The 25,993-nt window shown below is 70.0% G+C and carries 33 protein-coding genes and 3 pseudogenes; 6 read left to right on the forward strand and 30 right to left on the reverse strand.

The window, feature by feature from the left end:
* The first annotated feature begins 1 nt into the window (after position 1).
* Complete coding sequence (locus GBA65_RS16290) at positions 2–694, forward strand: DUF305 domain-containing protein (protein WP_166397460.1); 693 nt, start codon at positions 2–4, stop codon at positions 692–694.
* A 15-nt stretch (positions 695–709) separates the two neighbouring features.
* Here GBA65_RS16290 and GBA65_RS16295 read toward each other — a convergent pair whose 3' ends face one another.
* The 4 genes from GBA65_RS16295 to GBA65_RS16310 all read right to left on the reverse strand — a co-directional run bounded on the left by GBA65_RS16295 (position 710) and on the right by GBA65_RS16310 (position 4,198).
* Positions 710–1,366, reverse strand: a complete 657-nt coding sequence (locus GBA65_RS16295) for a response regulator (protein WP_166397461.1) — start codon at positions 1,364–1,366, stop codon at positions 710–712.
* Positions 1,363–2,844, reverse strand: a complete 1,482-nt coding sequence (locus GBA65_RS16300) for a HAMP domain-containing sensor histidine kinase (RefSeq protein WP_166397462.1) — start codon at positions 2,842–2,844, stop codon at positions 1,363–1,365. Before GBA65_RS16300 ends, GBA65_RS16295 begins: the two co-directional genes overlap by 4 nt.
* 225 nt (positions 2,845–3,069) lie before the next feature.
* Entirely contained in the window at positions 3,070–3,657 is a 588-nt protein-coding gene (locus tag GBA65_RS16305; RefSeq protein WP_166397463.1) for an LURP-one-related/scramblase family protein, read from the reverse strand.
* A gap of 106 nt (positions 3,658–3,763) precedes the next feature.
* On the reverse strand, positions 3,764–4,198 hold the full coding sequence (locus GBA65_RS16310; protein WP_166397464.1) for a DUF4870 domain-containing protein: 435 nt from the start codon (positions 4,196–4,198) through the stop codon (positions 3,764–3,766).
* 200 nt (positions 4,199–4,398) lie between these two features.
* Here GBA65_RS16310 and lspA point away from each other — a divergent pair, with 200 nt between their 5' ends.
* Positions 4,399–4,881, forward strand: coding sequence for a signal peptidase II (lspA, locus tag GBA65_RS16315; protein ID WP_166397465.1), 483 nt, complete (start codon positions 4,399–4,401; stop codon positions 4,879–4,881).
* A 49-nt stretch (positions 4,882–4,930) separates the two neighbouring features.
* On the opposite strand, the gene GBA65_RS16320 is transcribed toward lspA, so the two are convergent.
* The 5 genes from GBA65_RS16320 to GBA65_RS16340 all read right to left on the reverse strand — a co-directional run bounded on the left by GBA65_RS16320 (position 4,931) and on the right by GBA65_RS16340 (position 7,324).
* The gene (locus GBA65_RS16320) at positions 4,931–5,275 is read right to left on the reverse strand and encodes a nuclear transport factor 2 family protein (protein WP_166397466.1); all 345 of its coding nucleotides are present in this window, start codon (positions 5,273–5,275) and stop codon (positions 4,931–4,933) included.
* Between the two features lie 28 nt (positions 5,276–5,303).
* Entirely contained in the window at positions 5,304–5,606 is a 303-nt protein-coding gene (locus GBA65_RS16325; RefSeq protein WP_166397467.1) for an EthD family reductase, read from the reverse strand.
* A gap of 32 nt (positions 5,607–5,638) precedes the next feature.
* A complete protein-coding gene (locus GBA65_RS16330; protein ID WP_166397468.1) occupies positions 5,639–6,238 on the reverse strand; it encodes a hypothetical protein in 600 nt (199 codons plus the stop codon).
* Positions 6,239–6,313: 75 nt separating this feature from the next.
* Positions 6,314–6,808 (reverse strand): beta-class carbonic anhydrase, encoded by a 495-nt coding sequence (locus GBA65_RS16335; RefSeq protein ID WP_166397469.1) that lies wholly within the window; start codon positions 6,806–6,808, stop codon positions 6,314–6,316.
* Between the two features lie 78 nt (positions 6,809–6,886).
* Positions 6,887–7,324 (reverse strand): hypothetical protein, encoded by a 438-nt coding sequence (locus GBA65_RS16340; RefSeq protein ID WP_166397470.1) that lies wholly within the window; start codon positions 7,322–7,324, stop codon positions 6,887–6,889.
* A 114-nt stretch (positions 7,325–7,438) separates the two neighbouring features.
* On the opposite strand from GBA65_RS16340, the gene GBA65_RS16345 reads away from it, so the two are divergent.
* Together GBA65_RS16345 and GBA65_RS16350 are read left to right on the forward strand one after the other, a co-directional pair.
* A complete protein-coding gene (locus GBA65_RS16345; protein WP_166397471.1) occupies positions 7,439–7,648 on the forward strand; it encodes a hypothetical protein in 210 nt (69 codons plus the stop codon).
* Between the two features lie 43 nt (positions 7,649–7,691).
* Entirely contained in the window at positions 7,692–7,871 is a 180-nt protein-coding gene (locus tag GBA65_RS16350; RefSeq protein WP_166397472.1) for a hypothetical protein, read from the forward strand.
* A 12-nt stretch (positions 7,872–7,883) separates the two neighbouring features.
* On the opposite strand, the pseudogene GBA65_RS26635 reads toward GBA65_RS16350, so the two are convergent.
* Together GBA65_RS26635 and GBA65_RS23420 are read right to left on the reverse strand one after the other, a co-directional pair.
* Positions 7,884–8,472, reverse strand: a pseudogene (locus GBA65_RS26635) (thymidine kinase).
* Positions 8,473–8,519: 47 nt separating this feature from the next.
* Positions 8,520–9,278, reverse strand: coding sequence for an E3 binding domain-containing protein (locus GBA65_RS23420; RefSeq protein ID WP_207955838.1), 759 nt, complete (start codon positions 9,276–9,278; stop codon positions 8,520–8,522).
* A 258-nt stretch (positions 9,279–9,536) separates the two neighbouring features.
* On the opposite strand from GBA65_RS23420, the gene GBA65_RS16365 reads away from it, so the two are divergent.
* A complete protein-coding gene (locus tag GBA65_RS16365; protein ID WP_166397473.1) occupies positions 9,537–9,794 on the forward strand; it encodes a hypothetical protein in 258 nt (85 codons plus the stop codon).
* 250 nt (positions 9,795–10,044) lie between these two features.
* Here the strand turns inward: GBA65_RS16365 and GBA65_RS16370 are convergent, their stop codons facing one another.
* The 8 genes and pseudogenes from GBA65_RS16370 to GBA65_RS23425 all read right to left on the reverse strand — a co-directional run bounded on the left by GBA65_RS16370 (position 10,045) and on the right by GBA65_RS23425 (position 16,266).
* On the reverse strand, positions 10,045–10,587 hold the full coding sequence (locus tag GBA65_RS16370) for a hypothetical protein (RefSeq protein ID WP_166397474.1): 543 nt from the start codon (positions 10,585–10,587) through the stop codon (positions 10,045–10,047).
* A 48-nt stretch (positions 10,588–10,635) separates the two neighbouring features.
* A pseudogene (locus GBA65_RS26640) lies at positions 10,636–11,267 on the reverse strand (J domain-containing protein).
* 26 nt (positions 11,268–11,293) lie between these two features.
* Positions 11,294–11,593, reverse strand: a complete 300-nt coding sequence (locus GBA65_RS16380; protein WP_166397475.1) for a hypothetical protein — start codon at positions 11,591–11,593, stop codon at positions 11,294–11,296.
* A gap of 104 nt (positions 11,594–11,697) precedes the next feature.
* Positions 11,698–12,237, reverse strand: a complete 540-nt coding sequence (locus tag GBA65_RS16385; RefSeq protein WP_166397476.1) for an E3 binding domain-containing protein — start codon at positions 12,235–12,237, stop codon at positions 11,698–11,700.
* Between the two features lie 50 nt (positions 12,238–12,287).
* Positions 12,288–12,659, reverse strand: a complete 372-nt coding sequence (locus tag GBA65_RS16390) for a hypothetical protein (protein WP_166397477.1) — start codon at positions 12,657–12,659, stop codon at positions 12,288–12,290.
* Between the two features lie 70 nt (positions 12,660–12,729).
* The gene (locus GBA65_RS16395; protein ID WP_166397478.1) at positions 12,730–13,005 is read right to left on the reverse strand and encodes a hypothetical protein; all 276 of its coding nucleotides are present in this window, start codon (positions 13,003–13,005) and stop codon (positions 12,730–12,732) included.
* Entirely contained in the window at positions 13,002–13,886 is an 885-nt protein-coding gene (locus GBA65_RS16400) for an E3 binding domain-containing protein (protein WP_166397479.1), read from the reverse strand. The genes GBA65_RS16395 and GBA65_RS16400 overlap by 4 nt, the downstream gene beginning before the upstream one ends.
* Positions 13,887–13,899: 13 nt before the next feature.
* Positions 13,900–16,266, reverse strand: a complete 2,367-nt coding sequence (locus GBA65_RS23425; RefSeq protein WP_207955839.1) for a putative sodium/potassium/calcium exchanger — start codon at positions 16,264–16,266, stop codon at positions 13,900–13,902.
* A gap of 526 nt (positions 16,267–16,792) precedes the next feature.
* On the opposite strand from GBA65_RS23425, the gene GBA65_RS16410 reads away from it, so the two are divergent.
* On the forward strand, positions 16,793–17,422 hold the full coding sequence (locus tag GBA65_RS16410) for a PRC-barrel domain-containing protein (protein ID WP_166397480.1): 630 nt from the start codon (positions 16,793–16,795) through the stop codon (positions 17,420–17,422).
* 59 nt (positions 17,423–17,481) lie between these two features.
* On the opposite strand, the gene GBA65_RS16415 is transcribed toward GBA65_RS16410, so the two are convergent.
* The 11 genes and pseudogenes from GBA65_RS16415 to GBA65_RS26650 form a co-directional block, all read right to left on the reverse strand.
* A complete protein-coding gene (locus GBA65_RS16415) occupies positions 17,482–18,663 on the reverse strand; it encodes an acetyl-CoA C-acetyltransferase (RefSeq protein ID WP_166397481.1) in 1,182 nt (393 codons plus the stop codon).
* Positions 18,664–18,693: 30 nt separating this feature from the next.
* Positions 18,694–19,518 (reverse strand): SDR family oxidoreductase, encoded by an 825-nt coding sequence (locus GBA65_RS16420; RefSeq protein WP_228281402.1) that lies wholly within the window; start codon positions 19,516–19,518, stop codon positions 18,694–18,696.
* A 20-nt stretch (positions 19,519–19,538) separates the two neighbouring features.
* Positions 19,539–21,212, reverse strand: coding sequence for a long-chain-fatty-acid--CoA ligase (locus GBA65_RS16425; protein ID WP_166397482.1), 1,674 nt, complete (start codon positions 21,210–21,212; stop codon positions 19,539–19,541).
* Between the two features lie 153 nt (positions 21,213–21,365).
* Positions 21,366–21,818, reverse strand: coding sequence for a PaaI family thioesterase (locus GBA65_RS16430; RefSeq protein WP_166397483.1), 453 nt, complete (start codon positions 21,816–21,818; stop codon positions 21,366–21,368).
* Between the two features lie 42 nt (positions 21,819–21,860).
* Positions 21,861–22,640: an enoyl-CoA hydratase/isomerase family protein gene (locus GBA65_RS16435; RefSeq protein ID WP_166397484.1), complete on the reverse strand. Its 780-nt coding sequence runs from the start codon at positions 22,638–22,640 to the stop codon at positions 21,861–21,863.
* 50 nt (positions 22,641–22,690) lie between these two features.
* Entirely contained in the window at positions 22,691–23,482 is a 792-nt protein-coding gene (locus GBA65_RS16440) for a TIGR00282 family metallophosphoesterase (protein WP_166397485.1), read from the reverse strand.
* Entirely contained in the window at positions 23,479–23,916 is a 438-nt protein-coding gene (locus GBA65_RS16445; protein WP_166397486.1) for a MaoC/PaaZ C-terminal domain-containing protein, read from the reverse strand. Before GBA65_RS16445 ends, GBA65_RS16440 begins: the two co-directional genes overlap by 4 nt.
* Positions 23,913–24,353 (reverse strand): MaoC family dehydratase N-terminal domain-containing protein, encoded by a 441-nt coding sequence (locus tag GBA65_RS16450; RefSeq protein ID WP_166398561.1) that lies wholly within the window; start codon positions 24,351–24,353, stop codon positions 23,913–23,915. Before GBA65_RS16450 ends, GBA65_RS16445 begins: the two co-directional genes overlap by 4 nt.
* Before the next feature lie 23 nt (positions 24,354–24,376).
* On the reverse strand, positions 24,377–25,132 hold the full coding sequence (locus GBA65_RS16455) for an SDR family NAD(P)-dependent oxidoreductase (protein ID WP_166397487.1): 756 nt from the start codon (positions 25,130–25,132) through the stop codon (positions 24,377–24,379).
* A gap of 4 nt (positions 25,133–25,136) precedes the next feature.
* Positions 25,137–25,418, reverse strand: a complete 282-nt coding sequence (locus GBA65_RS26645; RefSeq protein WP_407691104.1) for a 3-hydroxyacyl-CoA dehydrogenase family protein — start codon at positions 25,416–25,418, stop codon at positions 25,137–25,139.
* Positions 25,419–25,508: 90 nt separating this feature from the next.
* Positions 25,509–25,960 (reverse strand): annotated as a pseudogene (locus tag GBA65_RS26650) (3-hydroxyacyl-CoA dehydrogenase family protein); the annotation flags it as partial.
* Positions 25,961–25,993 lie beyond the last annotated feature (33 nt).

The raw sequence follows: 25,993 nt of genomic DNA on the forward strand, positions 1-25,993 counted from the left end.
GATGAAATCGGCGAGCCCCCGCCCCACCGTCGCGAGCCGGGAGAGGAACACGGCCTCCTCCCGCGGCAGGGAGGTCCTGATCCTCGCCGGGCTCCTGGCCGGGGTCGCCCTGCTCGGGGCGGCGCTCGCCAGCGTCTACCTCGGCCTCTCGTACAGGCCCCCGGACGGCGACTCGGCCGAGGCCGGGTTCGCCCGGGACATGGCCGTCCACCACGCCCAGGCCGTGCAGATGGCCGAGATCATCCAGCGCAGGACCGAGAGCGACGAGATAAGGCAGCTGGCCACGGACATCTCCCTCACGCAGCAGGGCCAGATCGGCCAGATGCAGGGCTGGCTCGCCGCGTGGCGCCTGCCGCAGACCGGGGAGGAGGCCCCGATGTCCTGGATGGGCCACCCCACCGAGGGCTTGATGCCGGGGATGGCAACGGGCGAGGAGATAAGCGCCCTCGAGGCCCTGCCGCCCGACGAAGCCGACAAGCAGTTTCTGCGGCTCATGATCCCGCACCACGAGGCCGCCATCCCCATGGCCGAGGCCGTCCTCGCCGAGACCGGCCGGCCGGAGGTCGAGCAGCTCGCGGGCGCGATCGCCGCCTCGCAGCGGGGCGAGATACAGGTCATGCAGGACCTCCTGAGGGAACGCGGTGCCGCCCCCGCCGAGGAGGCCGCCCCCCACGGCGGGGACCACGAGCATTAGGGGAGGGCTCCCCGGCTAGTCGCGCCGGACGACGCCCTGGCGCCAGGCGTAGACGGCGGCCTGGGTGCGGTCGGCGAGGTGGAGCTTGCCGAGGATGTTCGAGACGTGGCTCTTCGTCGTCTTCTCGCTGATGTAGAGGCGGCCGGAGATCTCCGCGTTGGAGAGCCCGTCTGCGATGAGCCGTAAGACCTCGAGCTCCCTCTCCGAGAGGTTTTGGAAGACATTCGGCTCCGCGCCCTTGGCGCCGTGCAGCTCCCGCACCACCCGTGCCGCGACCCTCGGGTGGAGGATCGCCTCGCCCACTGCGGCCTTGCGGACGGCGTCGGCCAGCTCCTTCGGCCCCACCTCCTTGAGCACGTAGGAGAGGGCGCCGGCCCGGATCGCGGGGAAGACGTGCTCGTCGTCGTGGTAGGAGGTGAGGACAACGACGTTCGTGCGCGGCGAGATCGCCCTGAGGCGGCGCGTCGCCTCCACGCCGTCCATGCCGCCCGGCATGATCAGGTCCATCAGCGCCACGTCGGGGGCGTGCTCGGCGGCGAGCCTCACGGCCTCCTCCCCGCTCCCCGCCTCGGCGACGACGGTGATGCCGGGCTGCGTCTCGAGGAACGCCCGCACCCCGCGCCGCACGAGCTCGTGGTCGTCCACCAGCAACACGGTCACCGACTCGCTCATCTTCTCCCCTCTCCCATAACCCCTCCCAGCGGGCAGAAGCAGATGACCCGCGTCCCCGCGCCCGGCGCGCTCTCGATGTCCACGTACCCTCCCAGGCCCCTCATCCTCTCGCCCATGCTCTCGAGGCCGAAGCCGCCGCTGGGCTTGCCCGGGTCGAAGCCGCGCCCGTCGTCGGCGACCTCGAGGGTGAGGGCGTCGGGGCCGTAGGAGAGGTCCACCTGCACCCCTGTAGCCTTGCTGTGCTTGGCGACGTTCGCGAGGGCCTCCTGCGCCACCCGGAAGACCGCCTGCTCGACCTCCAGGGGCGTCTCGCGCTCGCCGCGGACGCGGACCTCGGCCGGGATCTCGCTGCCCCGCGACCAGGCCGCGGCGTAGTCGCGGAGGGCGCTGGCGAGGCCCTTCCCCTCGAGGGCGGCCGGGCGCATCTCGTGGATCAGGACGTTGAGCTCCTTCTGGGTGCCGCGCACGAGCTCCTCGGCCTGGGCGAGATGCGCCTCGGCGGCGTCCCTGTTGTCCCGGATCAGGGCTCGCGCGGCGGCGACCTGGAGGGAGGTGGCGAAGATCTGCTGCTTGACGGAGTCGTGTAGGTCTCGGGCGAAGCGGTTGCGGGTCTCCAGGGTGGCGAGCTCGCCCCTGGTCTGCATGAGGGCTTCGAGCTCGGCGGCCATCGTGTTGAGCTCGCGGGAGAGCTGCCCGAGCTCGTCCCTGGAGCGGTCCTCGACGGTGACGGAGAAGTCTCCCCCGCTCCACCTCTGGGCCGCCCGCGCCAGCCTGCGCAGGCGCCGGGTCAGGCCCCACGCCGTCAGGAAGCCGAAGAGCGTGCCGAGGAGGGCGGCGGGGAGCATCAGGAGGATCGCGCTTATGCCCACCCCGATCAGGAGCGCCCCGGTGAGGTTCGGCACCCGGACCGTCCCGACGAGCGCGCCCGCGACCCGCCCGTCGTCGTCCTCTAGCGGCACGACGGTCAGCATCCTCCCGCCGGTGTTGGCGGAGAGGCGCCTGGAGCTCTCCTCGCCCGCCAGCGCCGCCTCCACGAGCGGGGCGAGGCCGGCGACGCTTCCGGCCTCGAACCTCTCGCCCTCCGGGAACTCCTGAAGCTCGGGGGCGGAGACGAGCAGTTGCCGCTCCTCGTCGATCACGAAGAGCGAGCCCCCGCCCGGCCCGACCTCGAGGCTCGTGGGGTCGTCGCGCTGCGGCCCGGTCCCCAGAAGCTCCGGCTCGCCCGTGAAGTCCGCGAGCTCCGCCCGCAGGGCGTCGACGTCCGGCGGCGTCTCGTCGATGTGCTCCTCCAGGCGGGGCGCCAAGCCGTCCCTCACCTGCTGGGCGGCGAGCGTCGGCGGCAGGTTCGAGTTCAGGAGGGCCACCACCGCGCTCACCACGAGCAGCTCGAGCGCGAGCAGGGCGACCACGGTCACGAGCGTGTAGCTGAAGGTCAGCTTCCACCGCAGCCGCCGCAAGGAGAAGATGTTGCGCTTCATGGGCCCTTTCCCCGGAGCATCGTCCGGTCAGTCTACCGGCAAGCCCCGAAACCCACATCGTCCCCGAGACGCATCGCGGCTCCGTCCGCGGGACGATCCTGGACCGCGCGGGCGAAGCGAGCCGGACGGCGTAGGGGTGGCGAGCCTCGCAAACCCCGTACCCTCCATACCGCCCCCGCCGGTGGTCCTTGCGTCGAGGAACACATGGGACACGAGGCGTGGCACCTAGCCGCGGTCGCGCTCCAGCAGGAGCATCATGACGACGCTCGCGAGCAGGAGGTCCTCCTCCGTCTCTGAGAAGTCGCCGAGCTTCTCCAGGCGGAACCTGCTCTCGAGGAGGGAGCGCTCCTTCTTGAGGCGGAGCACCGTCTCGCCGCCGAGCTCGACGCGGTACGCGGGGTTGAAGAAGAGGCCGCCGAGCGCGTCACCGAACGGGACCGACTCGAGCAGGCCGTCGGCCACCTTGACCCAGGGGTTCTCTTCCCGGATGCCGCCGATCTCCTTGCCGCCCGCGTTCGTGACGGAGTAGGCGCTCTTCCACAGCGACCTTACGCCCCGGCGCCTGACGTGGCCGAGGGGCCGCCCGTCCGGCGCGGTCACGGCGTAGCTCGCGCCGAAGTCCAGGACCCTGTCCGCCTTCAAGCGGAACAGCGCCTCGCGCTGCCCCTCGTCGCGGTAGACGGTGACGTCTTCCCTGAGCTTGAACTTCTTTTTGCGGACGTAGGCGACCTGCCGGCCGGAGGCGTCCACCACCCCGACCCGCGTCCCGATCGTGACGATCTTGAAGCTCAGATCCAGCGGGTAATCTCGCATGAAGCGGCCTCCTCCACGGGGTTGCCCCGTTCGAGTCTTTGCCCACGAGGACGGGCGGGGGCCCGGCGCGGCGCGCCCCCGCCTATCTCCTGCTCCTCGCCCTCTCCTAGCGGGAGATCAGGTCGGCGATCAGGGGGTAGCGGTACTCGCCGTACTTGTTGACCTTGTACGCGGCGTAGGCGCCGTGGACGAAGGGGACGAGCGTCACGAGGGCCATCACGGGGATCAGGAGGAAGCCGATCAGGACGATCGTCAGCACCCCGGTGACCACCCAGCCGGCCCCCAGGATCGCGAGCCACGCCACCTGGTACCAGACGGACTGGAGCGCCTGGAACGCGACCCTCTCCGAGCGGTCCTTGTAGACGAGCCAGATCACCAGCGCCACGACCGGCCCGAGGAAGCCCGTGAAGAGGTTCGCGAAGACGCTCAGGTGGGCGAGCGCCGACCAGGTCCTCTCCTCGCCCTCGCTCATCGCCTGCGGCCCGGGGGCCGGCCCGATCGACCCCTCCGGCATCCCGTAGTTCTGCTTCTCTGCCTCCATGTCCCTTCCTCCTCTGCGGTGGCTTGCGGCTTACGATGAAACTGTATTCCTGGCCGCGCGCCCGGGCATCGGTCCGGAGGAGGAAAGCGGGTGGGTCCCGGGGACCATCCCCTGCGCCGAAGGGCCTGTGCTACGATCAGCGCGGCCGTGAAAGTACCTCCCGCGCACACCCCCGCCTCGTCCCCGGAGCCCCGCCCCCGGTGAGCCGCCGGACCGCGTTGCTCGGCGCTCTCGTACTCGCCCTCGCGGTCTTCGCCGTGGACCAGGGCTTGAAGAGGCTCGTCGAGGGCTCCATGCGCCTGGGGGAGAGCATCCCCCTGATCGACGGCGTGCTCCACCTCACGTTTATCAAGAACCCGGGCGGGGCCTTCGGCATCCTCGGAGGGCAGGCCGGCATCTTGCTGCTCGGCAGCGCCGTCGCCGTCGCGTTCGTCCTGTGGATGCTCCTAGCGGGCGAGCCCACGCGGGCGACGACGGCGGGGTGCGGGCTCATCCTGGGCGGCGCCGCCGGCAACCTCGTCGACCGCATCCTCGAGGGCGAGGTCACGGACTACGTCGACCTCCGCGTCTGGCCGATCTTCAACGCAGCCGACGTCGCGATCGTGCTCGGCGTCGGCCTCCTGCTCCTTGCCGCCCTCCGCCCCGAGGGCGACGCGAAACCTTCCAAGGAAGCGGCCCCCTAGAGCTTCGGGACGCGATCCCTTCCGCCGGCGGGAGCCCGCCCTCAGGGGATCACGGTCGGCTGGTCGCCGACCATCCGCCAGGGGCCGTCGTGGAGGACCCATGCCGCGACGTAGCGCGCCGCGTAGTCGAAGGGCCCGCGTTCGTCCCCCTCGCCCTCCAGCGCCCGACGACGACGGCGGTGGAGCCGTGGACGCGGACGCGATGCTCGTCGCTGCGCGACTCGTCCCGGCCGCGCTCGCCCGAGCGGAGGGAGGAGAGGACCTGCTCCCTGTCCACGCACCTCCCCTCCGCGTCGACCCCGAGGTAGTGGGGCGACATCAGGCGGTCCAGCGCCCCGGCGTCGAGCCGCTCGCGCTCCGCCCGGAGGACCTGACGGACGGCACGCTCGTCCACCCGCCCGGCCCTCTCCTTTGTTGGCGGCCTAGGACTCGACCGGCGAGACGAAGACCGTAGCGCCCCCGTTGGCGAAGTTCGGGATGTCGTCGGTCGCGGCCTGGCCCTCGGGGGACGAGAGGCTCTCCTGCATCACGGAGGCGTTCTCGAACCAGAGCTCGGCGATCCGGTGGTAGGGCGGGGTCCCGCCGTCGGGCGCGGCGACCCTGCCGGACTCGAACCGCTGCACGTTCGGGATCCTGGCGGCGAGGGGCATGTGGCTCTCGGCGTAGTATTCCTCGAACGCGTCCGGGTCGTCCGGAAGACCGTAGAGCACCGTGAGCTTGACCATCAGTCGACTCCTTCCGTCGGGGGGCGTGCCGTCTAGCCCTGGATCAGCTTGTCGTAGACGGCGCGGTACCTGCGGAGGGTCTGCCTGAGCTCCTCCGTCTCGTCCCGGTCCTGGCCCTCGCCGCCGTCGTTCCGGCTCGCGCGGGAGACGACGGCGGCCCGGACGCGCCGGGCCTCGCGGTAGTCGTCGGCGACCTCGGGGTGCATGACGGCGAGCGCGCGCTCCGTCTCCTCGTCGCTCTGGGCCGGGTCGGCGACGAAGTTGCGCTCCTCCAGGAGATCCGTGACGGTCCGATCCGCCATCTCGACGGCCCGCTCGGGGTTGTCCACGAAGACGCGCTCGACCTCCTGCATGCGCCCCTCGTAGCGCTGGCGGGAGTCCCCGGAGAGGGGCGTGACCTGGCGCTCGACCCGCCCGCGCCGCCTCCGGAGCTCGCTCTCGGCCTCCTCCTCCGAGCCCCGCTCCTGGGCCGTCCGCTCGTACTCGGAGCCGAACTCTTGCCGGGTCCTCTCCCGCCGCTCCTCGTTTCTGCGCGCCCTGCCCCGGCGCGAGACGAGGTAGACGATGAGCAGCGCGATCAGGACGAGCACCACGAGGCCGACGATCAGGCCTACGCCGCCAATGGCTTCCAAAGCACCACCTCCAGAAACGGTTTCAGAAGTATGTTACCCATCCCGCTACCTTCGTAACGTGATGAAACCCTGGCCCTAAACCACCTCGCGGAGCTCGCCGGTCTTCACGTCGTAGACCGCGCCGTGGACCTCTATGTCGTCGGGGATAAGCTCGGAGGCCCGGATCGTCTCGACGTCCTCGCGCACGCCGCCTTCGAGGTCGGAGAACGGGAGGAAGTCCCGCCCGGAGGCGTCGACGCCGAGGTCTTCCCGTATCTTCGCGGCGAGGTCCTCGTTGCTGAAGGTGAGCATGCCGCAATCGGTGTGGTGTATGACCACGATCTCCTCGGTACCCAACAGGCGCTCGGAGATGACGAGGGAGCGGATGGCGTCCTCCGAGACGCGCCCGCCGGCGTTGCGGATCACGTGCGCGTCCCCGAGCTCCAGCCCGAGGAACGCCTCCGGGTGGAGCCTCGCGTCCATGCACGTCACCACCGCTACCTTTCGGGCCGGCGGTGTCACGAGATCCCCCTTGTCGAACCCCGCTGCGTACTGTTGGTTCGCCCGCTTGAACTCCTCGAAACTCGCCACGGATAATCCTCCCAAGCCGGTTTTTGCTCGGGGATCATCCTACAGGAAGCGCGGGTCTCTGGCGGCCTCCGGGGGGAGTTAGCGGACCCTCTGGCGCCTGGAGCTGTAGCGGGAGCGGTTGAAGAGGCGGTCGAGGTAGTGGTCGGCGACGTAGGCCCCGGCGGCGCCCCCGACGACGCCGAGGACGATGTCGAAGATCGTGTCCGGGATGGCGTGGTCTATGCTCGCCTCGGGGAAGAGGAGGTCCAGCACGATCTCAACTCCCTCCCACGCGGTCGCGCCGACGAAGCCGATCACGACGCCCGTTATCACCGCGTGGCGGGGGGTATCGAAGAACTCGTCGTCTCCGCCGAAGCGGTAGACGATCTCGGCCGTGATCGCGACGAGGGTGAACGGGGTGACGACGTGCGCTATCTCGTCGTAGAGCGGCACGGGCTCGAAGATGTCCCAGATGAAACCGGCCCCGTTCAGGACGATGCAGAACAAGATCAGATAAACGACCCACCTGCGCGGCATGCGGCACCTCCTCCCTCGTCGACAGGAGCCCTGCGTGACCGCGGGCCCCAGCGGTAAGCTACCCTGCGGTAGTGGCGCCTACACCGACCGCGCCGAGAGAGTTGGAGGAGGAGCATGACGAGCGGCTACATACCGGCCTCCGGGGAACCGGACCCCGACGACATCCTAAAAGCCCTGAGGGAGGCCCTGCGCCGGGACCCCGCGCTCAAGGAGCGCTCGCCCGAGGAGGTTTCGCGGGAGCTCGCGAGGGCCGGGCACCTGCGGCAGGAACCCTCCCCCACCCTCGTCGCCGAGATGCTGGGAACCGTGGAACGGGAAGGATAGCGGCAAGGACGACGTGCCACGGACGATCCGGAAAGAGGGAGCGATGAGCGAGGAGAACAGGGAGCGGGAGCCGATGAACCCGGGCGACGAGGTCCCCCCCGGGACGGTCTACTCCGGCGAGGATCTCTGCCCGGAGTGCAGCGGGAGCGGCGAGAAGGACGGCGAGGAGTGCCCCAACTGCGGCGGCACGGGCAAGGTCACGGAGCCGGTGGGAGGGGCCTAGGGGCGGCTCCCCCTACCCCACCTCGTGGTGGAGCCGGCAGCGGGCCTCGTAGTGCTCGGCGGCCCCGACGAGGATCGTGGGGGCGGAGGCGGGGGCGGGCTTCCCGTCTATGAGGCGCTGGGTCCTGGAGGCGTCCCGGCCGCAGCGGGCGCAGATGGCCCTGAGCTTCACGACCTCGTCGGCGACGGCGAGGAGGTCGGCCATCGGTCCGAACGGCTCCCCCCTGAAGTCCTGATCGAGGCCCGCCGCGACCACCTCGTAGCCTGCGTCGGCGAGGCCCTGCAACACCTCCAGAACCCCCCGTCGAAAAACTGCGTTTCCTCGACGGCCACGATCTCCGTCTCGGGCTCGACGGAGGAGAGGAGCTCGGCGCTGGACGAGACGGCGACGGCGGCGGCTCGGGGCCCGCGTGCGAGCGGATCTCCTCGGGCTCCGAGCGGGTCTCCAGGGCGTGCTTGAAGACCTGGACGCGCTTTCGGGCGTAGAGGGCGCGGCGGATCCTCCGGATCAACTCCTCCGTCTTCCCCGAGAACATCGAACCCACGACGACGGTCAGCGATCCTATGCGCCGAGGGGCTGTCGAAGCATCTGCGGTACCCATGACGCGGCGATTATACCGGCACCCCGATCTCGGGGACGTTGGGTCCTCTACACCGCCTTCTCGACGTCCCTGACGAGGATGCGCCCGCCGGAGCCCGTACCCTTTACGACCGAGAGATCCAGGCCCAACTCCTCCGCCCGGCGCCGGGCGGCGTCGGTGGCCTCCACCGGCTCCGCTGGCGACGCAGCTTCTCCGCCGAGAGCGTTCCCGTCCTCGTCGAGCACCCCCTCCACGACCCTGCCGGACTCGTCCCGCGCCCGCCCCACGAGCCGCCCCCGCTCGTCGACGTACTCCTCCTCGATCCCAAGCTCCGCGAGGCCGCCGGGGTCTCCCGTCCCGTCCGGCGCGCCCTGCGCTTCGTTCGGGGACTCGTGGGCGGGGCCCGGTCTCGACGTCCCGCCGGCGGCATGGGCCCTCCCCCCTACGACGTCGTCGACGGGTCCCGCCGACCTCAGCATGTTCTGGGCGAGCTCGGGGTCTCGTTGCAGGGCGGTCAGGACCTCGCTGAAGATGGTCCGCACGTTGTCGAGCCGGGCCTTCAACTGGGCCTGAACCTCGACGCCCTGAAGCTCGATCTTCGCCGTGCCGACCTCCGCCTCGATGCCGACGTTGATCTTGACCATGTCGCCGAGCTCGGCACCGAACGAGACCCGCGCGCGAAGGTCCTCGACCTCCAGCTCGAGCTCCTCCACGTTGAGCACCGGCACGTCCAGCAGCACGTCGGGGTCGCCGACGCTCTCCCCGTGATCGCCGGTCGTGGGGGGAGACTGCCCTTCGGGCTCCCGGGCCTCACCGGCTCGGCGCAACGGGCGTTCCTTCTCCCTGGGTTCAGAGCTTTCGGGTGGCATGCCTCCCCGCCTCCGTAGGACGTTTGCCTGATTCTCTCGTGCCCCGCCACCTGGCCGCATAAACGTCGGCGCAACAGTATCCGCGGCGCCCGCGTCCGGCCGCTACTCACGTGCTTTATGCGACTAACATTCCCTTCCGCAGGGTACAACACGAGACGACGTGAAGCAGCGACGGGGGAGTCCGAGCGAGGGGCAACCCCTGGTGGGAGGGTCTCGATGACTCAAGGAAACCAGCAGCAGGCGCAGCAGCAGCAAGCCCGGCAACAACAGCAGCAGCAGCAGCAGGCGCAGCAACAGCAGTTGAGCCCCGCGCAACGGTTGGGGCGAGCCCTGACCGGGATCAGAAGGGTTCAGAACCTGCTCGAGCTCAACTTCCCGAACCAGGAGCAGGCCATCAGGATGCAGCGAGAGGCCGGGGACCTGGTGTGGGCGGAGATCCAGAGGATGCAGCAGCAACAGCAGAACCAGGGTTGACCCTCCTCCACGGCGGGAAGACGCCTCCATTAACACCGGCGGGCTCGAAGATACTTTAGAAGATCACGCCTCTCCGAGGACCAGCGTTTCGTCACTCCGGGTGCATGAGCGACGCCTGATGTACCCGGGCTTGTAGAACGCTCTCGCTATCGCGGGCGCGGTCGGTTTTCGAGGGTCTTTCCGCGCAGGCCCGCTACGTACCCGCGGCGAGCTCCGCGGCCGGGCCTGCGCCCTCGGCTGCGTGACGCTCTCACTCCTCGAGCATCTCGGCGGCCATTCTTTCTGCTTTGCGGTCTGCGTGGAGCTTCATGTCTCCGCCGGCGTCCGTGTCCTCCGTCATCTGGCTCTTCATCTCGTCAGCCTTACGCTCCGCGTGCAGGTGCACGTCGCCTTCGGCGCCCGTGTCCTCGGTGATCCTGCGTCCCAGGTCCTCGTGCGCGCGACGGGGCTCTATGCCGAGGGGCATGTCCTCGCCCATCTCCCCGCCGCCGTACGCCGCCTCCTCGAGTGGTACCCCGCTCGAAAGCTCGGCCGACGCCATCGACGGCGAGGACTCCATCGACGGCATGGATCGCGACGACTCCATCGACGGCATCGAGTCCTCCCTGAGGCTGGGCAGGGGGCGCGGCTCGACGTCGCCGACCTCGATCCTTCGCTTGACCTCCTCCGCCCGGCGCTTGGCCTCCTTGGCGAGAAGCTCGGCCTCCCGCATCCTCCCGTTCAAGCGTTTCTTGACCCCGTCCGCCCTGCTGATCGCCCGCCGCTTCCGCCGCTCCTGCTCGCGCATGCTCACGCCATCGACCACCTCTCTGTAAGGGGGAATGCACCGGAACGGGCGCCGTTAGTCGTCACGCGGCCTCCTCGTCTTCGGCGGTTTGGGCGGCTTGCGGGGCCTCGGCGGCCTCTCCCTCGCGGCGGCACCGTCCGCGCCGTCCCCGAAGCTCACGTTCACCTGTATGCCGGCGTCCGACAGCTTGGAGATGCGGTCGAGGTTTAGGCCGAGGAGCCTGGCGACGCGGGCCAGGTCCTCGCCCCGAAGCTGCCGGCCCTTCCCTTCGGGCGTTCCGGTACCCTCGCCGGAGAGGTCGGCGAGCTTCCCGAGCAGGTCCGAGAGGTTCACCGAGCGGCTGGTCCGGGCGCCGGAGGCTACGGGCGAGCCCGGACGCCCCGGCGATGAGGGCCGGGACCGGCCGTCGTACTCGCGCCGCTTCTCGGGGCTGGAGAGCACCGCGTAGGCCTGCTGGATCTCCTTGAAGCGCTCCTCGGCGGCGGGGTCGTCCGGGTTCGCGTCGGGGTGGTACTTGCGGCCAGCCTGCGGTAGGCCTTGCGGATGTCGTCGCCGGACGCCCCCTTCGGCACGCCCAGCCTCTCGTAGGGGTCCTTGCTCGGCACCCTCCACCGCCTCTCCGTCGCTACGAAACTGCGTCTCCGTGCTCGCCGACCGGCTCCGAGGGTCTCCCCGCACGCCGGCATGCCCGGTCCGGCATCCGGCGAGCCGCCTACCTTTCTCCGTCCTCCGGGGACCGCTTCAGCTCTCGCACCCTCCGTTCGAACTCCTCCGCCGAGCTCGAGTTCTTGAAGGCCCAGGCCAGGTCCCTGATGTTTCCTTCGTTGGACCTCACGAAGACCATGGCCTGCTTGAGGGGCATGTCCTCGAAGGCAGCCACCGCGAGGCCCGCGACGTCCATCGGGTCGGCGACGCCGGCTTTCTCGCACATCGCGAGCATGCGGGCCGTCTTCACGAGGCGCTCCTTGTAGTCGCGCATCGTCGCCTGCCCATCCCTTGCGCTACCGGTCATGCGGCTCCTTTCGCGCTCTCGTGCGGAGAGGAGCCGGCCCGCGCGGGGCCAGGCTCCTCTCGCTCCCATCCTCGCCGGGGAAGAGGTTCACGCTCCGCCCCGGGTCAACCCCCGTTCGCGGCGCTCACGACGTCCTTTACCGTGATCCGTCCCTCCGCGCCAGAGCCCTCGATCCCGGAGAGGTCCACGCCCAGCTGCTCGGCCTTCTGCTTGGCCGCGTGCGTGGCGTTCGGCTCCTCCTCGCCCGAGCCGTCTCCCCCGCCCGTGACCCCTTCCGTCGTCTCGCTGGCCGTCTCGGTGACCTCCTCGACGGTGTCCCCGAGGTCGGGGAGCTTCAGGTCGAGGATGCTCCCGTCGGGCCCGATCTGCAGGCTTATCAGGGCGCCCGACTCGTCCTTGACGGTGCGCGTCGTCTGCCCCTCCTCGTTGCTGGACTCCTCGTAGCCCTCCGCCGCCGGGAGATCGGTGACGGTCCCCGTTATGTCCTCGTCCACGAGCTCGCCGGACTCGTCGAGGGTGGTCTCGATGATGTTGCCGGACTCGTCCACGGTGCGCTGGACCGTCTGCCCCGCGTCGTTGACGGTCTCGCTCAGCAACTGGGTGCCCGGCGCCAGATCCTGCGCCGCGCCTGCCGCCTCGTCCACCGCCTGGCCGGCCGTGTCCGCGACCTGGCCCAGGGCCCCCGTGGCCCCGTCTACCGCACCCCCGCCGCGTCCTGCGCCTGCTGGGTCGCGCCGTCCGCGGCGTCCTGCGCGCCCTGTACCGCCTGGCCGGCGGCCTCCTGGGCCCCGTCGAGGGCGTCGTTCACCGTGTCCTCGACGCCCTGTTCCTGGGCGGCCTGATCCAGCGAGTCGATAATCCCCGAGTAGGAGTCCACGAGCTCCTGGATCTGCGCCCGCGCGTCCTCCTGGGCCTCCGGAAGCTGCTCCAGCAAGCCCTCCAACTGCGAGCGGCTGCTCTCGAGCTGGCCCTTGGCCTGCCCGAGCGAGTTGCCGTAGAAGTCCTTCGCGCTGTTCACGGCCTGCTCCTGGATCTGCTGCATCAAGCTTTGTACGCCCTGTGTCATGGTGCTCCCTTTCCTTGAGGTCCCTGCTTCCCGGTTGCTCGTCTCCCGAACGGTGCTTACGTGACCACCGTCATCCTCCCCCTTCTCTCCTGTCGGACCCGTCGCCCGCGAGCTTGCCGGCGATCCTCAAGCGAACCCTGGAGTTCCGGTAGGTGACGCCGCTTGTGACCTCGTCGGGCAGGTTCTCCCGCTCGGTGCCCGACACGAACTCGCGCCCGGGACTCCCCAAGGCCCGGGTAGACGTCTCCGGCACCTCCTCGAAACGCAACTTGCGGGCCTTCACGCGGGCGGAGATCTCCACGTCCGGGTTCTCGATCCGGTCGAGCCGCTTCTTCTCCGGCTTCATAGCTTCACGACGTCCTGGATGGTGATGAGCCCGTTGGCGCCGGAGCCCCTGATGCTCGTCAGGTCGACGCCCAGCTCCTCGGCCCTGCGCCGCGCGGCGTTCGTGGCCCTCGGCCCGCCGTCGGTCCCCTCACCCCCTCCGTCCTGACCGTTACCCTCCGACCCGTTCCCCGCCGCGATGCCCCCCGACGCGTCGTCGCCGAGCTCCGAGGCCCCGTCGACGACGTCTCCCGCCGGGGACTCGACGAGCCTGTTCACGTCGCGGACGGTGATGGATCCGCCGGACCCGGTGCCCTCTACCTCCGAGAGGTCCACGCCGAGGTCGTCCGCCCTCCTCCTGGCGGCGTCGGAGGCCTTCGGCGGCTCCGCGCCGTCTTCCTCGCCGGCGGCCGGCTCGGAGGCGCCGACCACCGCGGCCGTCTCCTCTTCGCCGGCGCCGCCCACGCCCTCGACCGCCCCGGGCGCAGGAGCCGCCCCGTTCGTCGCGTGGTCCTCTCCCTCAGCCCCGGCTTCCCCCGCCGCTTCGGCGCCCTCGGGCTCCTCGGCCTCCGCCTCGGGGGCGTCTCCCGCCGCCTCTTCGAGCGCCGCCTCGATGCTCGCGTAGCCTTGCGTTAGCTCGCCGATCAGGGCCTCCAGGGCCTCTTCGTCGCCGCCGGGGAGCCGCTTCGGCAGCCCTTCCAGCGTGGCGCGGCTCTCCTCGACGCTGTGCTTGAGAGCGGCGATCGAGTCCTCGAAGTAACCGCGGGCGAGCGCCTCGTTCTGCTGCCGGACCGCCTGCCGCGACTCCTGGATCCCTCGCTCCAGCTTCTCCAACGCCCCCTCCGGAGAGCCGCCGGCGTCCCCCTGCCTCTTCAGGATCCTCCTCAACGGGTTGCTCGGCATCCCTGTCCTCCCCTCACCCTTGGCCCAGAACGTTCACGCCGAGCAAGTTCCCCCTGTCGTCCAGGATCTGCTCGACGACGACGCCGGACTCGTCCCTGACGCGGGTGGCGACCCGGCCCTGGTCGTCCAGGAACTCGTCCTCCACCGGGAGGTCCGAGAGGTTCCCGACCACGTCCTCGTCCACGATCTCGCCGTTCTCGTTCGTGACGGTCTCGATGATGTTGCCGGACTCGTCCACGGTGCGCTGCACCGTCTGCCCCGCGTCGTTGACGGTCTCGCTGAGCAACTCGTCGGGCCCGCCATCCGCCGCCCCGTTCGCCGCACCTTGCGCCTGTTCGGCGGCGCCACCGGCGGCGTCCTGCGCCCCCTGCACGGCCTGTCCGGCCCCGTCCGCCGCGTCCGTTGCCCCGTCGACGGCCTGGCTTGCCTGATCCCCCACACCTCCGACCGCATCTCCTGCTCCATCAGCAACCTGCCCGGCTTGCTGCGTCGCTTGTCCCGCGGCTTCGGTCGCCCCTTGGGCTGCTCCTCCCGCCGCATCCGTCGCTCCCTGCGCGACCTGTCCCGCCTGCTGCGTAGCCCCTCCGGCCGCGTCGCCCACCGCCTGGGTCGCCCCGCCTGCGACGTCACTCACTCCCCCGGCAGCCTGGCCTGCGGCCTCTCCCGCTCCCTGGACAGCATCTCCCGCGCCCTGTCCGACTTGGCCCGCGGCCTCTCCGGCCCCTTGAGCTGCCTGGCCCGCGCCCTCGCCGACCTGCTGCGTGGCCTGTCCGGCGCCCTGGCCTACCTCCCCAACGGCTTGCCCGGCACCGTCTCCAACCTGTCCGGCGGCCTCTCCCGCTCCTTGACCAACCTCCTGGGCAGCTTGACCGGCGCTCTCTACCGCCTGACCTGCTCCTTGACCAACTTCTCCTGCGGCCTGACCGGCGCCCTCACCGACTTCACCGACGGCTCGTCCCGCGCCTTCACCGACCTGACCGGCGGCTTGCCCCGCTCCCTGGCCGACCTCGCCGACCGCCTGGCCGGCGCCTTGTCCTACCTCGCCGACGGCCTGCCCCGCGCCGCCGCCTACGTCCTCGACCGCGGAGCCGGCGCCCTCGCCCACGTTCTCTACCGCCTCGCCGGTGCTCTCGACCGCTTGCCCGGCCCCTTCGCCCACGTCTTCGACGGCCGATCCCGCGCCCTCTCCGACGCTCTCGACCGCCTGACCCGTGCTCTCGACGGCCTGGCCCGCTCCCTCACCGACGTCCTGGACCGCGGAACCCGCGCCGGAGCCTACGTCTTCCACAGCGGAGCCTGCTCCGGAGCCCACGTCCTCCACGGCCGAGCCCGCCCCTTCGCCGACATCGGCCACGGCCGAGCCCGCGCCCTCGCCCACGTCCTCGACGGCGGAACCAGCGCCTTCGCCGATGTCCTCCACCGCGGACCCGGCACCCGCGCCGACGTCTTCGACCGCGGAACCCGCACCCTCTCCGATGTCTTCGACGGCCGACCCGGCACCCTCTCCGATATCTTCTACCGCCGAGCCCGCGCCTTCGCCGATATCCTCGACGGCGGAGCCCGCGCCCTGACCGATGTCCTGGACCGCGGAGTTGACGCCCTCGCCGACCAGGTCGCCCGCGCCCTCGCCTATGTCCTCCACCGCGGAGTTCAGGCCCTCGCCCACGAGGTCGCCCGCCCCGGAACCTATGTCCTCGACGGCCGAGTTGAGCCCCTCGCCTACCAGGTCCCCGGCGCCGGAGCCGATGTCCGCGACAGCGGAGTTGACGCCCTCGCCGACAAGCTGCCCCGCGCCCTCGCCGACGTCCTCGACGGCCGAGCCGACGCTGTCGACGAGCGACTGGATAATCTGGGGGTTCCTGTCTATGGTCGTCAGGACCCGGTCCAGGATGGCAGTCACGTTGTCCAGCCTGACCTTCAGGAGCGCCTGCGCCTCCACGCCCCGGATCACCAGCTTGACCCTGCCGAGAAAGACGTCCGCCCCGACCGAGAGCTCCACGAGGTCCAGCACCTTCGCGTGGAGCGAGACCTGCGCCCTGAGGTCGTTGAGCTCGAAGTTGATCTCATCCACCTTGACGACCGGAACGTCGAGCAGCACGTCGGGGAGGTTGGTGTTGCCGGCCGCGCTGTCCTCGGCGTACTCGAGCGTGTAATCCGCGTACTCCTGCTCCGGCACGGTCTTGTCGCCGGGGATGTTGCTCGCGAACCGGTACTCCTCGGGCTTCTGGACCGAGGTGCGGTTGTCGTTCTTGCGGACCGGCGTGCGGTCCCCGTCCTGCGTGGGGCTCGGCCGCGCCTCCGGCCCGGACCGCTGCCCCGACCCGTTCCCGTCCTTGGATCCCTGACCGTTCGCCTGTCGCTGCTGGTTCTCCGATGCCACCTTGTTCCTACCTCCGTCCCTGTGCGTTTCGCAACTGCGCGCCTTGCGTTCTACGGAGTTTTTCTGGCCGTTAGCCCCGAGAGTGATCCAAGAGGACCACTGCTTCGTACATGCGTCCTTTCCCTGGTATGACGTCGACCGCTCCCTCTCGGTTACGCCCGGCTCCTTCCGCGAGCGCCCTTGCGTGACGAGGACCGGAGACCGAGGTCGTATACGGGAGGGCGACCGAAACCGGTGCCGCCGGGCCCGTGGCGGGTTCCGGGTTGCGGAGGTCTCCGGTTTCGTCCCCAAGCCGGGCTCCGGTACGGACCGCGCCGAACGCCTCCTCGGTGAGCCCGCGGCATCTTCGCCCCTCGCTCATGGCGCCAGTGTACTTCGGTTGTGCCGAAAGTAGTTAAGTATAAGAAGGATCTAACGGGATACTCATGCGCCTCTTATCGTTGTGCGGCGCTCGGTCTTGAGAGGGGGAGATGGGGGTAAGATGGGGGCAAGATCAGGCTTTCGTCGTAAAGGAGAGCGAAACGGCATGGACATCGTGGATCCGTTTGCGGGGCTGAAGAAGGCCAAGGAAGACTACAAGGTCTACGACTCGCACTACGAGAAGATCGGCAAGGTGGACGACCTCCTCGTCGACGACCGGGACGAGGTGCTGTACGTCGGCGTGAAGATGGGCCTCTTCGGGACGAACTCGACCATCATCCCGACGGAGATCGTGCGCGTCAACGACAAGCGGCAGCTTATCGAGGTCTCGGAGCCCGCCGACACGATCAAGCACGCCCCCCACTTCGGGCACGGCACAGATCTGACCCCGGAGCTCGAGAACCACGTGCGAAGCTACTACGGCCTCGAGGGGCTGCGCCCGAGCCCGGAGCACACCGGGGATTACCCCGTCTCGGGGACGACTCGCGCTTCGCCCCGGACCCCCGCGTGGACGTGGTGCCGGGCGAGAGGGCCGCGGCGCAGGACGGGAACATCCCGGAGAGCCCCGCGCCATCGTCGGGGCGCCCCGTGGACATCCCCCTGGACGACGTGCCGGAGTACGAGACGCCCGAGCGTCCGGCCGAGCGGCCGAGGGAGCAGCCGACCGCTCGCCGCACCCCCCGGGCGGCCGGAGAGTCCGAGGGCCGCTGGGAGACCGAGGATGCCGGGAGGGTGAAGATACACCGCCTCAGGCGGTAGAGGAGGGGCCGCAGCGCTGCGGCCCCTCCCGGGGCGCTAGACGGCCTCCACGACCATTGCGATGCCCTGGCCGCCGCCGATGCACAGCGAGGCGAGGCCGTACCTCTTCTCCTGTCGCTTGAGCTCGTAGAGGAGGGTGAGGAGGACCCGCGTCCCGCTCGCGCCGACGGGGTGCCCGTACGCGACGGCGCCCCCGTTCACGTTCACCTTCTCCCGGTCGAGGCCGAGCTCCTCCTCGCAGGCGAGGTACTGGGCGGCGAAGGCCTCGTTTATCTCGATCAGGTCGAGGTCGTCGACCGTGAGGCCGGCCCGCTTCAGCGCGAGGCGGGAGGACGGTACCGGTCCGATCCCCATGACGTTCGGGTCGACCCCGGCGATGCCCCAGCCGAGGATGCGGCCCATCGGCTTGAGGTCCTCGTCGCTTACCGCCTCCTCGGTGGCGACGACCACGGCGGCGGCGCCGTCGTTGATGCCCGAGGAGTTGCCGGCCGTCACCGTGCCGCCCTCGCGCTTGAAGACCGGCTTGAGGCTGGAGAGCCCCTCCTGCGTCGCCCCCTCGCGGATGTGCTCGTCCTTGACGACCTCGACCGGGCCCTTGCGCGTCTTGACCTCGACCGGCACGATCTCGTCCTCCAGGCGCCCGCTCTCGGTGGCCTGGGCGGCCCGCTGGTGACTACGAGCGGCGAAAGAGTCCTGGTCCTCGCGCGTGATGCCGTAGCGCTCGGCGAGGTTCTCGGCCGTCACGCCCATCCCGCAGCCGGCGCGGTTGTCCGTGAGCGCCTCGCTCAGGGTGTCGACGAGGGTATCCGGGCCCATGCGGATGCCGAAGCGGGCCTTGCGCGAGACGTAGGGGGCCTGGCTCATGCTCTCAGCACCCCCGGCCAGGGCGACCCTCGACTCGTCGAGCTTCATCGCCTGGGCGCAGGAGACCACCGCCTGCAGCCCCGATCCGCACAGGCGGTTCAGCGTCAGGGCCGGGGTCTCGATCGGGACGCCCGCGTCGAGGGAGACGTGGCGGGCCAGGTAAGGGGCGCCCTCGTGCGTCTGGATCACGTTCCCCATCACGACGTTGTCTACCTTCGAGGGGTCCACGCCCGAGCGCTCCAGCGCCCCCTTCGCCGCCGCGACCCCCAAGGCGTGCGAGGAGACGTCCTTCAGGCCGCCCCCGAAGGAGCCGAAGGCCGTCCGGGCCCCGTCGATGATGTACACGTCGCTCATGCTCTCTCCTATCTTCGTGGGGGACTCCCCCTACCAGGCCGTCTGTCCGCCGTCGACGACGATGGTTTGTCCGGTCACGTAATCTGACGCGGGCGAGGCGAGGAAGAGGGCGGCGCCCTTGATGTCCTCCGGCTCGCCGAAGCGGTGCAGGGGGATGCCCTCCAGCATCTTCTCCTCGAACTTCTGTATAAGCCCGCCGCTCATCTTCGTCGGGAACCAGCCCGGGGCGATGGCGTTTACGTTTATGCCGTGCTGCGCCCAGCCCGTCGCCAGGTCGCGCGTCATGGAGATGACGGCGCCCTTGGAAGAGTTGTAGCCGACCGTCTGCATGTAGTCCGGGTGGCCGCCGACGAGGCCCGCGACGGAGGCGATGTTGACGATCTTGCCGCCCTCGCCCCGCTCGACCATGCGCCTGCCCACCGCCTGGCTCATCAGGAACGTCCCGCGCACGTTGACGCGCACGACGAGGTCGAACTTCTCCAGCGGCATCTCCAGCGTGGGCGCCCCCCACGTCGCGCCGGAGTTGTTTATCAGGACGTCTATCGCCCCGAAGCGCTCCTCCGTCTCGGCGACGACGCGCTCGACGTCGTCGGGGTCGGCGACGTCGCAGGCCACCGCGTGCGCCTTGCCGCCGCGGCCCTCGATCTCCTGCCGCACCTCCTCCAGGGCCTCCAGCTTGCGCGAGCAGAGGACCACCGAGGCCCCGGCGTCCGAGAGGGCCTCGGCCATGTACTGGCCCAGCCCCCTCCCCCCGCCGGTCACGATCGCCGTCTTGCCGTCCAGCCGGAAGAGGTCCAGGGCGTTGGCCCTGGCCTCCGTCCGCGCGTTCTCCTGCGTATCCACCCTCCGTACCACCCCTTCTCTCCTGTCGAGGACTAGCCCTGCGCCGGCGGGGTCTCCGCGGGCGACGGAACGCTCGTCTTCGCCTTCTCCTCGTCGGCGAGGACGCGGCGCAGAAGCTTGCCGACCGTGCTCTTGGGCAGCTCGTCGCGGAACTCGACCGCCTTCGGGCTCTTGTACGGGGCGAGGCGGTCCTTGCAGAACGCCAGGATCTCCTCCTCCGTCACGTCGCTACCGGGCCTGCGGACCACGAACGCCTTCACCGTCTCGCCGCGGTACTCGTCCGGGATACCGACGGCGACAGCTTCCGCGACGTCCGGGTGCCCGAAGAGGACCTCCTCGATCTCGCGCGGGTAGACGTTGTAGCCGGAGGCCACGATCATGTCCTTTTTGCGGTCGACGATGTAGAAGTAGCCCTCGTCGTCCATGCGCGCCACGTCACCGGTGTGGAGCCAGCCGTCCTTGAGCGTCTTCTCCGTCTCCCCGGGCATGTTCCAGTAGCCCTTCATCACCTGCGGGCCCCGGATGACGAGCTCGCCGGACTCCCCGACGGGCACCTCCCGGTCCCCCGTCTCCACGTCCACGATCCTCGCGTCGGTGCTCGGCACCGGCACACCCATGCTCGCGTCGCGGCTCGAACCGGTGAACGGCGGGTTGAAGTGCGTCACCGGCGAGGCCTCCGAGAGCCCGTAGCCCTCGAAGACGGGGCGCCCGATCTTCTCCTCGAACGCGTGCCTCAAGGGGACCGGCATCGCCGCCCCGCCGGAGTTGTACGTCCTGACCTTGTGGAAGCCGTACTCCCTCAGGTCCGCCCCCGAGGCGTGCAGCGCCATGTACATCGTGGGCACCCCCGCGAACATGACGGGGGCCTCGCTCTTGACCAGGTTCATCACCTCGGCCGGGTCGAAGCGGGGGACCAGGATCTGGTTCAAGCCCTGCCGCAGGCCGAAGAGCATCACGCACGTCAGCCCGTAGATGTGGAAGAATGGCAGGAGCGCCATGATCTTCTGGTTGTTCGAGAACGCCGCCGGGTCGTCCACGAACAGATCGAGCGTCTGCTGCACGTTCGCGACGAGGTTGCGGTGCGTAAGCATCGCCCCCTTGGAGACCCCCGTCGTCCCGCCCGTGTACTGGAAGACCGCGACGTCCTCGGCCGGGTCGATCTCCACCGCGGGCGCGGGCGCGGCGTCCTCGCCGAGCAGGCCCCCGAAGCTCGTGTGTCCGGCGTCCAGGCCCTCGGGCTCGCCCTTCAGGTCCACCACGACCACGTCGCGCAAGGACGTCTCCGGCAGGACCGCCTTCACCCTGGGGTACATGTCCGAGTAGACGACGATCGTCTCGGCCCCCGAGTCCCTCAGGATGTGCTCGATCTCCCGCTCCACGTACATCGGGTTGAGCTGCGTGACGATCGCCCCGAGGCGCACGGTGGCGAAGAACGAGACCACGTACTGCGGGCAGTTCGGGAGCATGAGGGCGACCCGATCCCCCTTCTTCACCCCCCTGGCCGCGAGCGACGCCGCCATCTTGTTCACCAGCGCCTCCAGGCGCTCGAACGTGAACGTCGTCCCGTAGAACGTCAGGGCGGTCTTCTCCCGATGCTCCTCGACCGAGAGCCTGAGGAAGTCCGTTAGCGAGCCCTCGAACACCTCCGTCTCGGGCGACGCATGCCCCTCGTACACCCGAACCCACGGCTTCTCCGTGCGAAACATACCGTACTCCTTTCCTCTCCTTCCGCCCCCCATGATACCCGTTGGAGCGGCGGGGTTGATCCGGCGCGCCGGGCCGCGCCTCCAGCCGATAATCTGAAGCATGGAATGCTCCGAGCCCGTCCCTGCCCGTGCGACGTACGAGGGGGCGGCGTCTCAGACGATGGCGTTGCCCTTCTTCTCGAAGACGCGGAAAGCCCCGGTGCCCATCGAGAGAAGGTTGCCCTCCTCGTCGTAGACCTTCGCCTCGGCGGTCGCCATCCGGCGCGTGCGGTGGACGACCTCGGCGTGGCAGGTCACGCGCCCGCCGCTAACCGCCCCCAGAAAGTGAACGTTCATCTCCACGGTAGCCGTCCTCGTCCCCACGAGGGCGAGCACCGCCATCCCCATCGCGTTGTCGATGAGCGAGGCGTAGACCCCGCCGTGCAGCGTCCCGTTCCCGTTCTGGTGGAAGTCCTCGACGTCTATGTAGAGGCTGGCCCGGCCCGGCTCCACGCTCTCGACCCGGGACTTTATGTGCTTGCCGAAGGTGACCGCCTCGTTGAAGTACGCGGTCAGCTCCTCCAGTTGCTCCGGGCTCAACGCCCCCGCCACGCCACCCTCGCTCATGCCATCCTCCTCGTCGTCGTGGACCGCGTGGTTTCCCCCGCCCTACCTGCCCTCGAACCTCGGCTCGCGCTTCTCCAGAAAGGCCGAGGTGCCCTCCCTCTTGTCGTGGGTGTCGAAGAGGACGGCTTGGGCGAGGCGTTCGACTACGAGGCCGGTCTTCTGGTCCGTCTCGAAGCCGGTCAGGACGGCGAGCTTGGCGAGGCGGACGGCGAGGGGTCCCTTCTTGAGGATCTCGGCGGCCGTCTCGCGGGCGGCGGTCATGAGCCCGGCCTGGCCCGTCACCTGGGTGACGAGGCCGATGCGCCGCGCCTCGGCGGCGTCGACCGCGCGGCCGGTCAGGATCATCTCTATCGCCTTGCCCTTGCCGACGAGGCGGGCGAGGCGCTGGGTGCCGCCGGCTGCGGGGATGATCGAGAGCGCGAGCTCCGGCAGCCCGAGGCGGGCGTTCTCCGAGGCGATCCGTATGTCGCAGGCCATCGCGAGCTCGCAGCCTCCGCCGAGGGCGTAGCCGTTCACCGCCGCGATCGTCGGCTTCTCGTAGCCCTCGATCTCGTCGTAGACGGCCTGGAACATGGACGAGAGCGCGTCGACGGCCGTCTTCTCCCGCAGCTCCCCGATGTCCGCCCCGGCCGCAAACGACCTCTCCCCCGCCCCCGTAAAGATCACGACGCCCACCTCGCGGTTGTAGCGGAACTCGGTGAGGGCGGCGCGGATGTCGCCCAGAACCTGCGTGTTCAGGGCGTTGCGGACGTCGGGACGGTTTATGGTGACCGTGCCGATGCCGCCCTCCACGGCGGTCAGGATGGTCTCGTACTCTGCCAAAACATTCTCCTCGGAAGCGTTCTCTCTACGTACCCGTCCCGGCGCCGGGGCTACGGGACCGGCCACTCGCGGGTCAGGCGCTCTATCCCGGTCGCCCGGCGTCCCTCGACGTCGAGGTCGACCACGACGGCGCGGAAGATCACGGGTCCCTCCGTGGCGATCCCGATCCGGCGCGGCCTCCCCACGAAAAGCGCCATGAAGTCCCCCCGGTCGAAGCCGATGACGCTCCCCTCCCGGCCGGTCATGCCCACGTCGCTCGCGTAGGCCGTGCCGCCGGGCAGCACCCGATCGTCGGCGGTGGGGACGTGGGTGTGCGTCCCCACCACGACCTGCGCCCTCCCGTCGAGGTGGAAGCCCATCGCCTGCTTCTCGCTCGTCGCCTCGGCGTGGACGTCGACCAGGATCAGGTCCGCGCCCTCGCCCTCCAGGCTCTCCACCGCCCGGTCCGCCGCCTCGAAGGGGGAAGGGAGCCCCTCGTCGAGAAAGACGCGCCCCATCACGTTGACCACCCCGACCCTCGCCCCGCCCGCCTCGAACGTCCCCCAGCCACGCCCCGGCTGGCCGGACCGCAGGTTCGCAGGCCGGACGGCCCTCGGCTCCCGCTCCAGAAACTTCCCGTCCGCGTCGAAAGCATGGTTCCCGAGGGTCAGGAAGTCCGCGACCGAGAGCAGCGCGTCGCTCCCACCTTCGGTGATGCCGCGCCCGCCGGGGGCCGAGTTCTCGCCGTTGACGACCACCGCGTCCAGCCCGAGCCCCTCGCGCAGGCCCGGCACGATCCCCGTGACCGCCTCGATGCCCGCCTCCCCGACGACGTCGCCCACGAAGAGCAGCCGGAAGCTCAAGGCGCGTCCCCGTAGACCAGGAAGCCGACCTCGCCGGTTGCGACGACGTCGTCCTCGCCGCGGCGGCTGAAGACGTCGAAGGCGTAGAGGCGGCCCTCCTCCGTCTCCTCGACGCCGGTGACTCTTCCCCCGATCTCCAGCACGTCGCCGACGTAGACCATCCCCGAGAAGCGGGCGCGGAAGTGCCTGACGTAGCCGTGTTCGAGATATGGCGAGAACAGGAGGCCCATCGTCGCGAGGGTGAGCATTCCGTGGGCGATGACGCCCTTCAGCCCGGCCCCCTCCGCCGCCTCGTCGATCGTGTGGATGGGGTTGAAGTCCCCCGACGCCCCCGCGTACTTTATAAGCTGCAGCCGCGTGACGGGCGGTAGCGTGAGCGCCTCGACCTCCTCTCCAACCTCCCAGGCCGGCGAGGCCCTCCTCTCCGCCGTCACGAGCCCAGCGTCTTTCTGAGGGCCGGGGTGACGATGGCGACGTCGCGCATGGTGAAGCGCCGTTCCCCCCGCGGGCTCTCGCCGAAGCGCTCCATCACGATGAACCCCAGCAGCCCGCCGCGGCTCTCCTTCTCGTAGTAGTCCTCGAGCTTCGTGTAGCAGAGGATCTCCTCGCCGACGAGGAGCGGGTGGCCCGTGTAGGAGACCGCGTGCTCGCCGTGGATCATGCCGGCGTCCGGCCAGTCCATCCCCTCGATGCGGCCGTACTCCAGGGTGCGGGGGAAGGTGGGCGGGGCGATGAGCCCGCCGTAGCGGCTCGCCCTCGCCGCCCCCTCGTCCACGTAGAGCGGGTTCGGGTCGCCGATCGCCTCGGCGAACTTCCGCACCGCCCCACGCTCGATCAGGTTCGCCACCGGCTCCGAGCTCGCCCCGACCATCGAGCGCCAGCGTTCGATGGTGTTCACGTCCTCGGTCCGCCCGCGGCGTACAGGACCTGCCCGCTGACGAAGCCCGCCTCCTCGGAGGCGAAGAACAGGATCGAGGCCGCTATGTCCTCGGGCTTCCCGCTCCTCCCCACCGGGATGAGCTTCGCCCTGTCGGCGACGAAGTCCTCGAACTCCACGCCCATCTTCGCCGCCACGGCGCGCGTCATCTCCGTCTCCACGAAGCCGGGGGCGACGGCGTTCACCGTGATCCCGAACCGTCCGAGCTCTATCGCGAGCGTCTTGGTGAAGCCCTGTATCCCCGCCTTGGCCGCCGCATAGTTCGCCTGACCACGGTTGCCCAGGGCCGAGGTGGACGAGACGTTGACGATCCTGCCATACCCCCCCTCGACCATGTGCCTCTGCGCCGCCTGGCTGCACAGGAACGCCCCCATGAGGTGGACCTCCATCACGGTGCGCCAGTCGTCGTCGGTCATCTTGAACAGGAGGTTGTCGCGCGTTACGCCCGCGTTGTTGACGAGGATGTCCAGCCGCCCGTAGGTCTCGGCCGTCTCCCCCACGGCGGCCTCGACCTCCTCCCGGCTCGTGACGTCCACGCGGGAGCCCGAGACCTCCAGGCCCTCGGCCTTCAGGGCTCTCGCCGCCTCCTCCGCCCCCTGCACGTCGGTCAGGCGCACGCTCGCGCCCTCCTCGGCGAAGCGCCTGGCCGTCGCGAGGCCGATGCCCCGGCTCGCCCCGGTCACGAACGCCACCCTGCCGTCCAGCCTTCCCATGCCCTTAGGTCTCCTCCCCGTAGTCGTAGAACCCCTCGCCGGTCTTGCGGCCGAGCTTGCCGGCGCGGACCATCTCCTTCAGGAGGCGCGGGGGGGTGTAGTAGGCGTCGCCGAGCTCGTCGTGGACGTACTGGATCACGTCGAGCCCCACGTCCAGCCCTATAAAGTCCCCGAGCTCGAACGGCCCTATGGGAAACCCGAGCCCCTTCTTGACGAGCAGGTCTATGTCCTCCTTGCTCGCCACGCCCTCGTCCAAAAGCCTCGACGCCTCTATAAGCATCGGCATGAGGAAGCGGTTCGCCACGAAGCCGGGCACGTCCTTCTGGATGGCGATCGGGATCTTGCCGAAGGCGCGCACGAGCCCCTTCGCCCGCTGAAGCGTCTCGTCGCTCGTGAGGAGGCCCCGCGGCACCTCGACGGCCTCGCGGACGGGCGGCGGGGTGAAGAAGTGCGTCCCGCAGACGCGCTCGGGATGCTCCGTCGCGCTCGCGAGGTCGGTGATGGAGATGGACGAGGTGTTCGTGAGGAGGAGGGCGTCGGGGGCGAGGAGGGCGTCGAGCGCCCGGAAGGCCTCCTTCTTCGGCCCGACCTTCTCGACGATCGCCTCGATCGCCGCCCCGACCGGCGCCATCTCCTCGAGGTTCACGGTCCAGTGGATGCGCTCGTAGAACTCCTCGGCCTCCCCCTCGGAGAACGCCCCCGGTCGGCGAAGCGCCTCAGGCCCTCGCGGACGTAGCGCTCCGCCCTCTCCAGCGCCTCGACGGAGGTGTCGCAGGCGACGACGGAGTGGCCGGTCTGGGCGGCGAGCTGGACGATGCCCGCCCCCATCGTGCCGACGCCGAGGACGCCGACGGACCGCAC

Source organism: Rubrobacter marinus, assembly GCF_011492965.1.
Classification (GTDB): Bacteria; Actinomycetota; Rubrobacteria; order Rubrobacterales; family Rubrobacteraceae; genus Rubrobacter_F; species Rubrobacter_F marinus.

Excerpts from the sequence above, each read along its gene's own strand:
- GBA65_RS16350 (WP_166397472.1), top strand. The coding sequence starts at position 7,692 with ATGAGCGAGGAGAACAGGGAGCGGGAGCCGATGAACCCGGGCGACGAG.
- GBA65_RS16305 (WP_166397463.1), bottom strand. The coding sequence starts at position 3,657 with ATGCGAGATTACCCGCTGGATCTGAGCTTCAAGATCGTCACGATCGGG.
- GBA65_RS16395 (WP_166397478.1), bottom strand. The coding sequence starts at position 13,005 with ATGAAGCCGGAGAAGAAGCGGCTCGACCGGATCGAGAACCCGGACGTG.
- GBA65_RS16425 (WP_166397482.1), bottom strand. The coding sequence starts at position 21,212 with ATGTTTCGCACGGAGAAGCCGTGGGTTCGGGTGTACGAGGGGCATGCG.
- GBA65_RS16415 (WP_166397481.1), bottom strand. The coding sequence starts at position 18,663 with ATGAGCGACGTGTACATCATCGACGGGGCCCGGACGGCCTTCGGCTCC.
- GBA65_RS16430 (WP_166397483.1), bottom strand. The coding sequence starts at position 21,818 with ATGAGCGAGGGTGGCGTGGCGGGGGCGTTGAGCCCGGAGCAACTGGAG.
- GBA65_RS16365 (WP_166397473.1), top strand. The coding sequence starts at position 9,537 with ATGACTCAAGGAAACCAGCAGCAGGCGCAGCAGCAGCAAGCCCGGCAA.
- GBA65_RS16310 (WP_166397464.1), bottom strand. The coding sequence starts at position 4,198 with ATGGAGGCAGAGAAGCAGAACTACGGGATGCCGGAGGGGTCGATCGGG.
- GBA65_RS16400 (WP_166397479.1), bottom strand. The coding sequence starts at position 13,886 with ATGCCGAGCAACCCGTTGAGGAGGATCCTGAAGAGGCAGGGGGACGCC.
- GBA65_RS16455 (WP_166397487.1), bottom strand. The coding sequence starts at position 25,132 with ATGGGAAGGCTGGACGGCAGGGTGGCGTTCGTGACCGGGGCGAGCCGG.
- GBA65_RS16300 (WP_166397462.1), bottom strand. The coding sequence starts at position 2,844 with ATGAAGCGCAACATCTTCTCCTTGCGGCGGCTGCGGTGGAAGCTGACC.
- GBA65_RS16390 (WP_166397477.1), bottom strand. The coding sequence starts at position 12,659 with ATGACACAGGGCGTACAAAGCTTGATGCAGCAGATCCAGGAGCAGGCC.
- GBA65_RS16325 (WP_166397467.1), bottom strand. The coding sequence starts at position 5,606 with ATGGTCAAGCTCACGGTGCTCTACGGTCTTCCGGACGACCCGGACGCG.
- GBA65_RS16345 (WP_166397471.1), top strand. The coding sequence starts at position 7,439 with ATGACGAGCGGCTACATACCGGCCTCCGGGGAACCGGACCCCGACGAC.
- GBA65_RS16450 (WP_166398561.1), bottom strand. The coding sequence starts at position 24,353 with ATGGTCGGGGCGAGCTCGGAGCCGGTGGCGAACCTGATCGAGCGTGGG.
- GBA65_RS26645 (WP_407691104.1), bottom strand. The coding sequence starts at position 25,418 with ATGCCGATGCTTATAGAGGCGTCGAGGCTTTTGGACGAGGGCGTGGCG.
- GBA65_RS16290 (WP_166397460.1), top strand. The coding sequence starts at position 2 with ATGAAATCGGCGAGCCCCCGCCCCACCGTCGCGAGCCGGGAGAGGAAC.
- GBA65_RS16295 (WP_166397461.1), bottom strand. The coding sequence starts at position 1,366 with ATGAGCGAGTCGGTGACCGTGTTGCTGGTGGACGACCACGAGCTCGTG.
- GBA65_RS16340 (WP_166397470.1), bottom strand. The coding sequence starts at position 7,324 with ATGCCGCGCAGGTGGGTCGTTTATCTGATCTTGTTCTGCATCGTCCTG.
- GBA65_RS16380 (WP_166397475.1), bottom strand. The coding sequence starts at position 11,593 with ATGACCGGTAGCGCAAGGGATGGGCAGGCGACGATGCGCGACTACAAG.
- GBA65_RS16410 (WP_166397480.1), top strand. The coding sequence starts at position 16,793 with ATGGACATCGTGGATCCGTTTGCGGGGCTGAAGAAGGCCAAGGAAGAC.